The sequence below is a fragment of the Paenibacillus taichungensis genome, from assembly GCF_047302525.1.
Lineage (GTDB): Bacteria > Bacillota > Bacilli > Paenibacillales > Paenibacillaceae > Paenibacillus > Paenibacillus taichungensis_B.
Window position 1 is genome coordinate 110980 of sequence record NZ_CP168020.1, and the last position, 13756, is coordinate 124735.

The window sequence follows — 13756 nt, forward strand, 5'->3', positions numbered from 1 at the left end:
ATAAAATATGAATTTTTTGGCAATGTATCCTAAAATGTTTTAAAAAGAGGGGGTGCATGCTGTGAGAGAACCGAAGCAGATTAGAGACCAAATCGAACAGAACAGGCATGAGTTAAGTCGTTTGGCGGAATATCATGGCATGCAAGACTACAAAGTCCTTCAACAATCGATGGTATTGGACGAGTTAATTAATGAATATAATCGCTTCAAATATAAAAAACACTTTATGAAAAGACAGCCGATTGCATAATGCAATCGGTTTTTTTTGTGCAATAGAAGAGTAGTCGACTGTAGCGATATAGTCGGCTTTTTTGCGTTTCCCCGAAACCCATAATTCAATCTTGAAATTCCGTACCAATCCCATGGTTGGCAGGATAGCCAATGATCATTAAAACTGGATATGATGAACCCCAGTTATATCCAGATTGATCTGTGAAGGGGGCTCATACAATGATCGGGAGAGGGAGGGATGAACGGAAATGATGGACAAGGTACAGGGTTATTTCGGAAGAAATATGAATCTGCGCACAAAGCTGCTCCTGTTGTTCCTGGCGTTGACCTTGCTGCCGCTAAGCTTGCAGGGAGTAGTGAATTACCTGCATTTCTCGCAGACGATTGATCGCAAGACGGAGCAGTTCACCATTGATATTGTTCGCCAGATTAATACTAACCTGAATCGGCTGCTCAAGGACTTCGAGCGGTTGTCGCTCTTGCCGCTCTATGATCAGATGGTGCTCGGTATTCTGGGCAAATACAATGCTCCGATGGGATCGGGTACATGGGCAAGATCCGATGATTATCTGAAAATGAAGCTCTACACGTCTGGTCAAGCATACGACCGACCGGAAATTCGTGGCATCCATCTGATCAGCAACAGCGGCATCCTGTTCTCCAATCTGGATTCGCTGGCAGTGAATCCGGTATGGGACAGCAGGCAGGATGACTGGTTTGCAGAGCTTAACGGCTCGGAAGGGGAATGGCGTCTGCTTCCTCCGCACGAACCTAGCTATTACACGGGCAGTCATGAAGAGCCGTATATATCGGTTGCCCGTGAGATTCGTGATCCGGGTACACTCCAGCGACTGGGCTACATTCTGATCGACATCCGGCTGGAAGCCTTTGGTCAACTCTTGTCCAATCTGAATTTTGAGCAAAATGCGAGCCTGATGATTGTCGACAGCAAGCAGCATCTCTTGTTCGAACGGACCTCTGCCGGAGGTCTATCCGCATACGACCAACTGTTAAAACATGGACAGCTTCAAGGCTACGCAGGCAACCAGAAGGTTGTCCTTGATGGGAAGCCCTATCTCTACGTACAGCACCATTCCAGCTATTCAGGACTTTCGGTGATCAGCCTTACGCCTATTGCCGTTATTCAGAAGGAGTCGGGCGAGATGCTCACGTTTACGTTTGGATTCGCTGTGTTATGTATGGCAGCCGTAGCAGTTCTCGCAGTTCTCTTATCCTATCGCATAACGAGGCCGCTGATTCGACTGAAGCACAATATGATCCGGGTGGAGCAGGGAGACTTTAGCCAGCGGGTAGCGCACTTCAGCAATGATGAGTTCGGACAGATTAGCCGGGGCTTTAACCGAATGATGGAAGAGATCAATCGACTGTTCAACGAGGTATTTCTGCTAGGCATTCAAGAGCGAGAGGCGGAGTTGTCAGCATTGCAGAGCCAGATCAATCCCCATTTTATATACAACACATTGGAGTCCATCAACATGATGGCGGTCCGCCAGAAGCACGCTGAGGTGTCTGATATGGTGACGGCACTTGGCAAGCTGCTGCGTTATACGATTGATAAGGTGGACCGGAGGGTTCCGCTTCAGGAAGAACTGGCTTTTGTACAATCCTATGTACGCATTCAACAGGTACGTTATGACGGCAAGCTGGAGGTAATCTATGACATCGATGAAGCCATTACAGAGTGTCTGATTCCCAAGCTGATATTGCAACCGCTGGTGGAGAACGCTGTCTACCATGGCATTGAAGGGCAGGCCGATGGCGGAGTGATCTGGGTATCTGCATTGAAATTTGATGATGAGCTGCTGATTATTGTGCGTGACAATGGTAAAGGCATGGCTCAGGCGGAGATTGATGAATTAAATGAATCCATTGCTCGGCAGCCTTCCAGTGAGGCATTGCGATGTCATGCCGGGGACAGGCTGGGACTTAACAATATCTCTCAAAGGCTCCGACTCATGTATGGAGAAGGCGGCAGCCTGAGCGTCGATGGCAGTCCCGGGCAGGGTCTGGCGGTCACGATATCCATTCAACTTCAACAGAAAGGGGAATGAAGCGCATGTATAAAGTATTGCTTGTGGAGGATGAGACGGTCATCCGTCAGGGGCTGAGAGAGCTGATTGTACAGGCGGCCCCTCAGTTCCAGGTAACAGGTGAAGCTTCGAGCGGAGCCGAGGCTCTGGACTTTCTGAGATGTGAAGTACCGGATGTGTTAATCACAGATATTCGCATGCGTGAAATGGACGGGTTGACACTGGTATCCAAAGCAAGAGATATGTACCCTGAACTGCTGATGATCATCATTAGCGGCTACGGGGAGTTTGAATATGCACGCAGGGCGATGGAGTACGGGGTGTTGAACTATCTGCTGAAGCCGATTGAACGTCATGAACTGGCATTATGCATCCAAAAAATTCAATTGCTGCTGGATCGCAGGTACGGCATTTCAACCCTTCCAGTCACTGAGCCATCTGGGAAAGCAGAGCACTTTGGCGGAGATACGCGGAAGATTATCCGAAATGTGAAGGAGCACATCAAGCAGCACCCCGATGGGGATCTGCGACTTCAGACCATAGCAGCTCTGGTTAATCTGAACCCCACCTATCTAAGCCAGCTGTTCAAGAACGAAACAGGAACCAATTACTCCGAATACATCGCTGAGGCTCGTATGGAACGGGCCAAGTGGCTGCTGATTAACACGGGGCTCAAAATCTATGATGTTGCAAGGTTATCTGGGCATCAGAGTCCTAAACACTTCATGCTGGTATTCAAGCAGCAGGTGGGATGGACAGCAGGGGAATATCGTGACCGATTCAGTATTTCTTGAAAAACCATACCATTTCTGTAATTGACGTGATTTATGAGCGGCCGATGCCTTCGTTATACTTTGGTTGCACATGTATACCACTAAGTCCATAAGGGGGATTTTCATGAAAAAAGCAGGACTGATATTGATACTCTTACTTATGATGATTGCTTCAATCGGATGCACAAGCTCCAATTCCGGCAGTAATCCTGAGAATGCAGCCGGGGAGAATGGAGAGGTTGAGCTTAAGTTCATGATGTGGGGCAATCAGGCACATATGGACCTGTACAACAAGCTGATCGAGGGCTTCACGCAGGAAAATCCAGGCATCAAGGTGACGATGGAATCCGTACCTTTCGCGGAATACCAGCAAAAAATTTCGGTGCTTGCCGCTGGCGGCTCTCTCCCGGATATCGCCTGGGTATCGGAACGAATGGTGCCACAGTTCAAATCCAATCACATCCTGGCCGATGTATCCGAATTCAAGGATGATGCACAGTTCAAGCTGGATGATTATATTCCAAGTACGCTGGATCTGTTCCGTGATGGTGATCAGCTGCTGGGGCTGCCTTTTTCCACCCCTCCGGTTGTCATGTTTTATAATAAAACGCTGTTCGACAAAGCGGGTCTGACCGACCCTAATACACTTGCCAGTCAAGGGCAATGGACATGGGAACAGTTCGAGAAGTCCGCCAAGGCGATTACCAGCAAGGAGGCTACCAACCGAGTCTATGGCGCCAACTTTTTCCGCGACTGGAAGAACTGGGCTGTGCTTTCCTCCTATTCCTGGTCCAATGGCAGCGGTCCGTTCGACGAAGGCATGACGAAGTTCACCTGGAACGATGCCTATGGCGTACAAACCTTTGAACTGCTGGAGCGTATGATGTTCACCGATGAATCGCACCCGAAAGCGGGCGAGCAGGTCAGCTTCGATGCTGGCAATGTGGGCATGTTTTTCGATAACTACAGCTATGTTTCCAAAGCAAGAGAGATTACAGATTTTGAGTGGAGTATCGCTCCCATGCCTTCCGGTTCACAGGGCAGCGTACCGATGCTGGGGCAGGCTGGATATGCCATGTTCAACGACAGCAAACATCCGGAGGAAACCAAGAAGCTATTGGAGTATTTTGCCAGTGAGCAGGGCATTCAGGCGACGGCCACCTACTTTGTGCCTCCGCGTACCTCTGTGCTGAACTCCGATGCGTTCATTAATCAACCTAATAATCCGAGCAAGGAGCATATTGTGCAGGCGGTGATTAATGAAATGCCAAAAGCGCGCTTGATTCCCGGTCATATCCGTTGGCAGGATATCGATAATGCGGTATTGCAGGGATTTGACCGCCTGTTCGCCCGTTCAGCAACACCCGAAGATAATCTGAAGCAAATGCAGGAAGAGATCCAAGGCGTGCTGCAACAATAAATAATTTTATAAAAACAGGAGGTGAGCATGATGGGAAAATTCAAGGAATTGCTTGATCGGAATTCCCTGTCGCTTGTGGTCAGCTTACCCGAGAACGATCTATCTTTGGCCCGGGCAGCAATTGAAGAGGGCGCTGATGCACTGAAGGTGCATTATAATGTCGGCCATCGCGCCAGCGGGAATCATTTTGGTCCACTGGACAACTATGCCGAAGTTTTTCAGGCGATCCGTAGCGAGTTTGGCGGCCCGCTTGGGGTCGTGCCGTCCGGCAGTATAGATGGAGCAAGGCGAGAAGACGTGGAGCGCCTCTCCGGGCTGGGTTTTGACTTCTATTCCATCTATGCACATCACTTGCCGTCCTTCATGCTGGATGACCTGGGGTTGGACCCCACGTTTGCAATCAATGACGAATATGAACCTTCCCTCGCAACGTCAGCGGCTCATTATGGCTTCACCGCCCTGGAGGCATCCATTGTGCCTGGGAATGAATATGGCACACCATTAAGCTTCGCGGATGTGCTCAAGTATCGCCGTCTGGTCTTGCAGGCGCAGATTCCGGTATTGGTTCCTTCCCAGCGAAAGCTGGTGCCAGAAGATGTTCGGGTGCTGCACGATACCGGAGTCAAGGCGATCATGCTTGGAGCGGTCGTAACAGGCAGAGCGGAGGAGCAGCTGCGAAGGGCTGTTAACGGCTTCCGTAATGCGGTGGACAATCTGAACCGTCCGGACTAGAGGGAAGAAATTTGATAAAAAGGGGGCCTAACTGTGACCCATTCACGCAAGCGTACAGGAAGAGGTCCGCTCGCCAGAGAGGCCCAGATCGCGGGTTGGCTGTTCGTATCACCGATGGTGCTCGGGTTTACCCTGCTGCTGCTGTTTCCCATGGGTTTGGCGCTATACATGAGCCTGACCGACTGGCCGCTGCTGGGGGATCATCATTTTATTGGACTGGAGAATTACCGGAATGTGATGACAGACGCCATGTTCTGGAAGGTGCTTGCCAACACGGTCTATTTCACTGCGGGGCTTGTGCCGCTTAACATTGTGCTTGCCCTGCTGCTCGCATTGCTGCTATCCAGAAGTTTGCGCGGCATCGGGATCTTCCGAACAGCCATCTTCGTTCCGGTCATGACCTCGTTGATTGTATGGTCCATCGTGTGGAAGCTGATGTATGCGACAGAGTCGGGACTGATCAATCAGCTTCTGTTGATGATAGGTATCAAGGGTCCGGCCTGGCTCTACAATCAGGATCTGGCGATGCCTGCGGTTATTGTGACGAGTGTACTGAAAAATGTAGGTCTGAATATGGTGCTGTTCATTGCAGCCATTCAGCAGGTGCCGCGTTCACTTTACGAAGCGGCAACACTGGACGGCGCGGGCAGAAGGGGGACTTTCTTTCACGTCACGTTACCCATGATTACACCAACGGTGTTTTTAACCATGGTAATGACAGTGATTGGCTCGCTCAAGGTGTTTGGACAGATCTACGTCATGACACAGGGAGGGCCGAGCAACAGCACGAAGGTATTGGTCTATTATATCTGGGAAAAAGCATTCAAATTATTTCAGTTCGGCTACGCTTCTTCGCTTGCGTATGTGCTGTTCTTTATCGTGCTAATCCTGACGCTGCTGCAATGGCAGCTTCGAAAGAGGTGGGTATTCAATGAAGGCGATGCCTAATCCTTCGATTCGCAAGACAGGCAGTGCCCTTGGGACGTATTTGTTACTGACACTGATCTCGCTGATTATGATTGTTCCATTTATCTGGATGATATCGACGTCATTCAAGGAGCCTCAGAGCATATTCACCTATCCACCACAGTGGATACCGGATACCTTCCGATTTCAGAACTACATCGATGTCTTTCGATTGATTCCGTTTCATCGTTTTTATTTTAACAGTGTATATATTGCTGCTGTGGTTGTGCTGGGTACGGTGTTCTTTGCATCTCTCGCCGGGTATGCATTTGCCAAAATTCCGTTCAAGGGACGTAATGTGGTATTTCTCATCCTGTTGAGTGCGATGATGATTCCCCATGAGGTGACGGCAATCCCGATGTTTCTGTTCATGCGGCAGCTGGGGTGGATTGATACACATCTTCCGCTGATTTTATTGCCGATCTTTGGGGCGGGCGGTGTGTTGGGCATCTTTGTGATGCGGCAGTTCTTCATTACGGTACCCACCGAGCTGGAGGAAGCGGCGATGATTGACGGCTGCAACCGCTTCCGGATCTATGCGCGAATTATGCTCCCGATTGCCAAGCCCGGTATGGCTACGCTGACGATCTTTACTTTTGTGACGATCTGGAATGAGTTTTTCGATCCGTTGATTTTCATTAACTCGCGAGAACTGATGACGCTGCCGCTTGGATTATCCCTGTTCACGGATGAAGTGGGTACAGCCTGGCAATATCTGATGAGTGCCACCGTCATGGCGACCCTGCCGTTGCTGATTGTCTTTTTCCTGGCACAACGGCGCTTCATTGAGGGAGTTGCCATGACCGGACTGAAAGAGTAGTCCATGCAATAGAACGGAAGGAGTGATAACTTGAGTGAACGGATAAGTATGAGTATGAAAAAGGAAGAAGCGGATGTGGTTGTTGTGGGAGGGGGTCCGGCGGGCATAGCAGCAGCCATCGCTGCTGGACGACAGGGTGTTCGAGCAGTACTGGTGGAGCGGTACGGGTTCGTTGGTGGAATGTCGACTGCCGCCATGGTCTACCCTTGGATGACCTTCCATACGGAGAGTGGTGAACAGGTGATTCGGGGCATCGCCCAGGAGATCGTTGACCGACTGCAGGCGCGTGGCGGCTCTCCAGGACATCTTCGTGATACGGTTGGATTTGTGCATACTGTTACGCCCTACCATCCGGCGATCTATCAGGTGGTTGCGGCGGAGATGTTGCAGGAGGCAGGTGTCCGGTTGTTATTGCACAGCTTCGTGGATGAAGTGGTTGTGGCGGATGATCGGGTAGAGGCGGTACGTTTGACGAACAAGTCTGGCCGAATGGAGCTCCAAGCGAACGTATTCGTGGATGCCAGCGGTGATGCGGATGCGGCTTATCTTGCGGGCGCTTCTGTTGCGAAGGGGCGAGATGGCGATCATCAGTCACAGCCGATGACCATGAAATTCAGAATGCGTGGTGTGGACCTTGGAAGAGTGAAGCAATACATGCAGGAGCACCCGGAGGATTTCTATGCCAAGACGCCTTTCTCCGAGCTGGACAGTATTCCGTTAACCGGGGTGAGCGGCTTCTATTCCCAATGGAAAAAAGCAGGTGTGCCGATTAACCGCGATCAGGTATTGTTTTTTACAGGACCGGCTGAAGATGAAGTATTGATTAATTGCACCCGGGTGCAGGGGTTGGATGCTACAGATGCAGAGGATCTGACCTCTGCTGAACAGGAAGGCAGGAGGCAGGTACTAATGATCGCTGAGTTTCTGCAGCGTGACGTGCCTGGATTCGAGCGGGCTTCAATCTCAGCGGTAGCACCGCAGATCGGTATCCGTGAATCCAGGCGAATCATTGGGCACTATGCGTTGACCAAGGCGGATGTGGTTGCAGGGCGAAAGTTTGACGATGTAATCGCCAGAAGTGGCTATCCGATTGATATTCATGATCCCTCCGGTCAAGGCGTCGTAGCGGCTTTTATAGAAGGAGACGGAGCATACGATATTCCATACCGCTCTCTGATTTCCCGCAATATCCGCAATCTGCTGGCGGCAGGACGATGTATATCCACCACACATGAGGCTCACGCAACGACAAGGCTGACTCCAAGCTGCATGGCTACGGGGCAGGCGGCGGGAACAGCAGCCGCTTTAGCTGTTCAGATGAAGCTAGATCCGTTGGAGCTACCGGTAGCGGTGCTGCAAAAGGAACTACGCCGTAACGGAGCCGCGATTTGAGGAATGAATCCTGTGCGAGCAGACTATTATGAAATCCAAAGAAGACTCCAAAACCACTGTTGAAGTGGAGTTGGAGTCTTTGGACTGGAATGGAAGCATCAATCATCCGATCATCAAGTCATTCGTGCTTCAAGCCGTCGTGCCACAACGGACAACGTGTAGTTGATGACGAAGTACAATACGGCTGCGAGCAGCAGGGCAGGGATGACGTAATCGAAGCTTTGACCCCCGAGGATCTGCACATTGTGCATCAATTCCGGCAGGGAGATGATGATCGCCAGTGAAGTATCCTTCAGCAAAGAGATGAACTGGCTCACCATCGGTGGCGACATACGCCGCAAAGCCTGGGGCATGATGATGCCGCCAAGTGTCTGCATGTAGCTTAGGCCGGAGGAACGGGCGGCTTCCACCTGACCGCGCTCGATCGATTTGAGTCCGCTGCGGACAATCTCTGCGATCATGGCGCCTTCGAACAGACTTAGTCCAACAACCGTGGACCAGAAGACGGACATTTTGATTCCGAGCTGGGGAAGTACGATATGAATGAAGAAAATGATCAGCAGCAGCGGCAGGTTCCGGATTGTATCCACGATGACGGCCACAATCTGTGACAGGACCGGAATTCGGGTGTATCGAACGGTACCAAGCACCGTACCGAGTACAAAGCTGAATACAATCGACAAACCTGCTACTTGCAGAGTGATCAGGAATCCGTGCAGCAGGAAACGAAGGTTGGGCCAGGCGTAGGCCCCGCTAAAGTCCATGGATCATCGGCCTCCTTCTGTGAGTAAGACAAGGTTTAGAATGGATGTCTTTTTTACATGGTGACCTGACCGGTTGGTTTGTTCTTTTTTGGTTTGCCTTTAACACGGCTGGCGTCAGCATCACTTTGTCCGAAACGGCGCTCCATATAGTGAACCAGAAAGCTGAGCGGCAAGGTCAACACCAGATAGAACAGCGCAACAATGGTGTAAACGCTCAGCGGTAGGAACGTATCCGAGTTGATCAGATCGGCAAAATACATCAGATCCATGCCAGCCACGACCGCAAGGATGGATGAGTTTTTGACCAGATTAATAAACTGGTTGCCAATGGACGGCAATACAATCTTGATCGCCTGTGGCAGTATGATCAGGTTCATGGCCTGTACGTAGGATAGACCGGAAGATCTCGCAGCCTCTAACTGCCCGCGAGGGACCGTCTGAATACCCGCCCGGATCGCTTCGGCAATGAAAGCAGCCGTATAGATGGTCAGACCGAGTGTACCCGAGATGAATCCATCCAGTGAAATGCCGAGTGCCGGCAATCCGAGATAGAAGAAAAACACGACAAGCAGCAGCGGGATGTTACGGATAAACTCCACAAAGGCTGTGCCGATCCAGTTGAGCGGTTTGATGGGGGATATCCGAAAGATAGCCATAATTGCACCAAGAATAAAGCTGCCAATCAAGGCCATGATGCTCACCTGAATGGTATTGAGGAACCCTTCCAGAAATCGATCCGAATGTTTGATCAGTACGCTGAAGTCCAATTTGCCCATGTAGGCGAAGCCTCCGTTCTCCAGATGTAGAAGCGGCGATTGCGTCTGCTCATGCATTGCATATCACAGGCGAAGTCGCCGCTTAACCATCATTAATCGGGGTTACTCTGGCTTGCTGCCCAGCCATTTTTCATGCAACGTATCATATTCACCGCTGTCCTTCAGGTTTTTGAGCAGGCTGTTTACTTCTTCGACGAAGGCTGTGTCGCCTTTGCGAATTGCTATGCCGTAAGGTTCACTCGTGAAATTTCCACCAACCAGCTTGTAGTTGTTATCCGTCTGCTGCATGCCGATCAGGATGATGTTATCGGTCGTCAGAGCTTCGCCTTTACCCGCTTTGAGGGCTGTGAAGGCATCCTGATAGTTATCGAATTCCAGCACCTCGGCGTCCGGGGCTTTTTCGCGAATGTTTTGCGCAGAAGTCGAGCCTTTGACGGCAAGTACCTTCACACCGCTGAGACTTTCGAGACCTGTAATTGCGCTGTCGTTTTTCACAAGCAGGGACTGCCCGGCTTCAAAATAGACATCACTGAAATCCACTTGTTCCTTGCGTTCATCTGTAATCGTCATCGTGGCGATGATGATATCAATGTCGCCGTTTTGCAGCATCGGAATGCGCGTTTTGGACGTTACTTCCTTCAGTTCTACCTTTGTTTCGTCTCCAAGAATCTGTTTGGCGAGTGCTTTGGCGATATCAATATCGAATCCTTCGACTTCGCCGCTTGCGGGGTCTTTCAAACCGAACAATTTGGTGTCATATTTCACGCCGGCAATGAGCTTGCCACGCTCTTTAATCTGTTCAATCGTGCCTTTGGCTTCGGTACTCCCACCAGAACCACCGCTGCTGCTACTTTCCTCTCCGGTGCTACAACCGGACAATACAAGGGATAGAATCAATACGAGCATAAACGACGGCCACTTCAATACATTTTTCATTTGGTAAAGACCCCTTTCAAAATGGATTATTCTCAGTGGTGTATCAGACGACTCAGGAATTGCTTGGCCCGTTCTTCTCTCGGGTTGTCGAAAAATTCAGCGGCGGAGGCTTCTTCCACAATTCGGCCTTCATCCATAAAGATGACTCGGTCTGCGACCTCGCGGGCAAATCCCATCTCATGTGTAACGACGACCATCGTCATCCCGTTGTGGGCAAGAGACCTCATAACATCCAGAACTTCCCCGATCATTTCGGGGTCCAGTGCAGAGGTGGGTTCGTCAAAAAGCATGATTTTGGGCTCCATGGCAAGACCTCTTGCAATGGCTACACGCTGCTGTTGTCCACCGGACAACTGGGAAGGATAACTGTCTGCTTTGTCGGCAATGCCTACGCGAGTCAGATACTTCATCGCAGTAGAAGCTGCCTGTGCTTTGGGCTGTTTACGCACCTTCATAGGTGCAAGGGTAATGTTATCGATGACTTTTTTGTGAGGATAGAGATTGAAGTGTTGAAATACCATGCCGATGTCACGACGGAAGAGGTTGATGTCCACCTTTTTCTGATGTAAAGGGACACCACTGACGACAAGTTCACCTTCGGTAATCGACTCCAAGCGGTTGATGCAGCGGAGCAATGTACTTTTGCCTGAGCCGGAAGGGCCGATAATCACAACGACCTCTCCTTCTTCAATGTGAAGATGAATATCTTTGAGGACATGAAAATGACCAAAATGTTTCTGGACACCCCTAAATTCAATCAAGAGACCCCATCCTTTCTGCTACGTCTGTTTGAAAAGGAATATTAAGGAATAAATTGAAACTAGTTATTTAATCATACATACTCATCCTGCTAAAGGCAATTGGTTTGTAATAAAACATGACATAAGTAATGGGTTCCATAGGGCTATAGCCAGTAATTGTGTTATATATTTGTCACATTATTAGACTCTTTGTGACGAATCCTGACAGAAAAATGAATCGATTCTCCTAGTTGTTTTACAACCATTGGAATAGATGTATAGAGTATACTGGAAGGGATGTTTACTTTATGTCTCTGATCATAAAAACAAATAACATCAAATTCTTAATCGCATGTGGCAAAAAAGCTCAACCTTACGCCCTATGGCATTGATATGATGGAGCAAGAATGCGCTTGCCAGTAAGTAATGCAATATTAAAGACAGTCCGATCCAATTATAGGTAGAGAGAGGATGTTATGAACGATGAATACATATTACTCCCCACTTGGTACAGGAGAAGGTATTGAATCGGATATAAAGGCTTATGAAGTGAGTTTACCTGTCATCCCTGCAAGGGATTTTCAGTTTACGGATTATGGAGCGGTAGGGGATGGCTTGACGGATAATACCGAGATGTTCCGGCTGGCTATAGCAGCTTGTGCAGAAGCGGGAGGTGGCCGAATTGTCATTCCAGCGGGTGTTTGGTTAACGGGGCCGATTGTTCTCCGCAGTCGAATTGAGCTTCATGTTCAGGCGGGTGCTCTGGTTACGTTCAGCCGTAATTTTGATCAATATCCTCTGATTGCGTCCAGCTTTGAAGGTTGGCAGGCAGTGCGGTGTCAGTCGCCCATTGATGGTGAGCAGCTGGAGGATATTGCGATCACGGGTGAGGGGATTTGGGATGGCGGTGGAGAGGCATGGCGTCCGGTGAAACGATCCAAGATGACCGCCTCGCAGTGGAATCGACTGGTTTCTTCGGGCGGTGTGGTGGAGCATGCTGGCGGAGACGAAGCCATTTGGTGGCCCTCGACTTCTGCCCTTGAAGGCGGTGCGATTGCGAATCGTCTGCATCTGGAGCAAGTGCGTGATGTGGCTGCTTATGACGAAGTCAGAGACTTTTTGCGTCCTAACATGGTCAGCTTGCGTCAATGTAAACGAGTGCTTTTGGACGGCCCGACGTTCCAGAACTCGCCTGCATGGAATCTGCACCCATGGGCATCCGAGCATGTCACGATTCGTAACGTGAGTGTACGGAATCCATGGTTTTCCCAGAATGGTGATGGGCTGGACATCGAATCCTGCCGTCATGTCGTTGTGGAGCAGAGTGTATTCGATGTTGGTGATGATGCGATCTGCCTGAAATCCGGCAAGGATGCAGAAGGTCGTGAACTCGGTCTGTCCTCGGAATATATTACGATCCGTAATTGCACCGTGTATCACGGTCATGGCGGTTTTGTCATTGGCAGTGAAATGTCCGGTGGCGTGCGGCATGTCCGGGTCTCGGACTGTACGTTTATTGGAACGGATATTGGGCTTCGCTTCAAAAGCGCGCGTGGGCGCGGCGGGGTCGTTGAGGATATTCAGGTGGAGCACATTTATATGAAAGATATCATAATGGAAGCTATCTCGTTTTCCTTTTTCTATGCCAATCAGGAGGGTTCCGCTCGTGGTAGCGACTTGACTCAGGAGGTCAGTGAGGAGACTCCGGTGTTCCGGGATATTCGGATATCGGATGTGGTCTGCGCAGGGGCAGAAACCGCGTTATTGGTGAGTGGACTGCCGGAAATGCCTCTGGATGGTCTGGTCATTCAGGGATATACGGTGACGGCTCGTAACGGGGTGCAATGCGCTCATGCGAAGCACCTGCGAATCGCCGAAATGAAAGCACATATTACCGAAGGATCGTTAATTCATTTGCATCAGTGTAAGGGTGCGGAGCTGGAAGCGATTGAGGGTGTAGGCGCGGACGGTCGGCTTCTGATGGTGACAGGACATGAATCGGCAGGAATCGTATGCCGGGAAAGTGATGCAGATACAGAGGGACGCCAAATCTCCGTTGGTCCTGAAGTAAGAAGCGGTGTAATCATCCGCAGGTAAGAAGGGTTCAACCTATTATACGTTTAGCATATCACCGCGGGCATCTCCTGGCGCGCGG

General features: G+C 50.1%; 13 protein-coding genes. 9 read left to right on the forward strand and 4 right to left on the reverse strand.

Annotation, left to right across the window (positions count from 1 at the left end):
- Nucleotides 1-61 precede the first annotated feature (61 nt).
- The 8 genes from ACDJ58_RS00685 to ACDJ58_RS00720 all read left to right on the forward strand — a co-directional run bounded on the left by ACDJ58_RS00685 (nt 62) and on the right by ACDJ58_RS00720 (nt 8385).
- Nucleotides 62-250 (forward strand): aspartyl-phosphate phosphatase Spo0E family protein, encoded by a 189-nt coding sequence (locus ACDJ58_RS00685; protein ID WP_064642743.1) that lies wholly within the window; start codon nt 62-64, stop codon nt 248-250.
- 229 nt (nt 251-479) lie between these two features.
- Nucleotides 480-2303, forward strand: a complete 1824-nt coding sequence (locus ACDJ58_RS00690) for a cache domain-containing sensor histidine kinase (RefSeq protein ID WP_413374663.1) — start codon at nt 480-482, stop codon at nt 2301-2303.
- A 5-nt stretch (nt 2304-2308) separates the two neighbouring features.
- Nucleotides 2309-3076 carry a response regulator transcription factor gene (locus tag ACDJ58_RS00695; protein WP_413374665.1) on the forward strand — a complete coding sequence of 256 codons (768 nt, stop codon included), beginning with the start codon at nt 2309-2311 and terminating at the stop codon, nt 3074-3076.
- Nucleotides 3077-3179: 103 nt separating this feature from the next.
- On the forward strand, nt 3180-4475 hold the full coding sequence (locus ACDJ58_RS00700) for an ABC transporter substrate-binding protein (RefSeq protein WP_413374667.1): 1296 nt from the start codon (nt 3180-3182) through the stop codon (nt 4473-4475).
- A gap of 27 nt (nt 4476-4502) precedes the next feature.
- Nucleotides 4503-5207, forward strand: a complete 705-nt coding sequence (locus ACDJ58_RS00705; protein ID WP_413374669.1) for a hypothetical protein — start codon at nt 4503-4505, stop codon at nt 5205-5207.
- Nucleotides 5208-5240: 33 nt separating this feature from the next.
- Nucleotides 5241-6155, forward strand: a complete 915-nt coding sequence (locus ACDJ58_RS00710; RefSeq protein WP_079695868.1) for a carbohydrate ABC transporter permease — start codon at nt 5241-5243, stop codon at nt 6153-6155.
- A complete protein-coding gene (locus ACDJ58_RS00715) occupies nt 6139-6993 on the forward strand; it encodes a carbohydrate ABC transporter permease (RefSeq protein ID WP_413374672.1) in 855 nt (284 codons plus the stop codon). Before ACDJ58_RS00710 ends, ACDJ58_RS00715 begins: the two co-directional genes overlap by 17 nt.
- A 54-nt stretch (nt 6994-7047) precedes the next feature.
- Complete coding sequence (locus ACDJ58_RS00720; protein ID WP_413379408.1) at nt 7048-8385, forward strand: FAD-dependent oxidoreductase; 1338 nt, start codon at nt 7048-7050, stop codon at nt 8383-8385.
- Between the two features lie 113 nt (nt 8386-8498).
- On the opposite strand, the gene ACDJ58_RS00725 is transcribed toward ACDJ58_RS00720, so the two are convergent.
- The 4 genes from ACDJ58_RS00725 to ACDJ58_RS00740 all read right to left on the reverse strand — a co-directional run bounded on the left by ACDJ58_RS00725 (nt 8499) and on the right by ACDJ58_RS00740 (nt 11622).
- Entirely contained in the window at nt 8499-9149 is a 651-nt protein-coding gene (locus ACDJ58_RS00725) for an amino acid ABC transporter permease (RefSeq protein WP_413374674.1), read from the reverse strand.
- A 53-nt stretch (nt 9150-9202) separates the two neighbouring features.
- Nucleotides 9203-9925: an amino acid ABC transporter permease gene (locus tag ACDJ58_RS00730; RefSeq protein WP_413374676.1), complete on the reverse strand. Its 723-nt coding sequence runs from the start codon at nt 9923-9925 to the stop codon at nt 9203-9205.
- 102 nt (nt 9926-10027) lie between these two features.
- Nucleotides 10028-10861, reverse strand: coding sequence for an ABC transporter substrate-binding protein (locus ACDJ58_RS00735; protein ID WP_413374678.1), 834 nt, complete (start codon nt 10859-10861; stop codon nt 10028-10030).
- A gap of 32 nt (nt 10862-10893) precedes the next feature.
- A complete protein-coding gene (locus ACDJ58_RS00740; protein ID WP_413374680.1) occupies nt 10894-11622 on the reverse strand; it encodes an amino acid ABC transporter ATP-binding protein in 729 nt (242 codons plus the stop codon).
- 462 nt (nt 11623-12084) lie between these two features.
- On the opposite strand from ACDJ58_RS00740, the gene ACDJ58_RS00745 reads away from it, so the two are divergent.
- Nucleotides 12085-13698 carry a glycoside hydrolase family 28 protein gene (locus ACDJ58_RS00745; RefSeq protein ID WP_413374682.1) on the forward strand — a complete coding sequence of 538 codons (1614 nt, stop codon included), beginning with the start codon at nt 12085-12087 and terminating at the stop codon, nt 13696-13698.
- Nucleotides 13699-13756 lie beyond the last annotated feature (58 nt).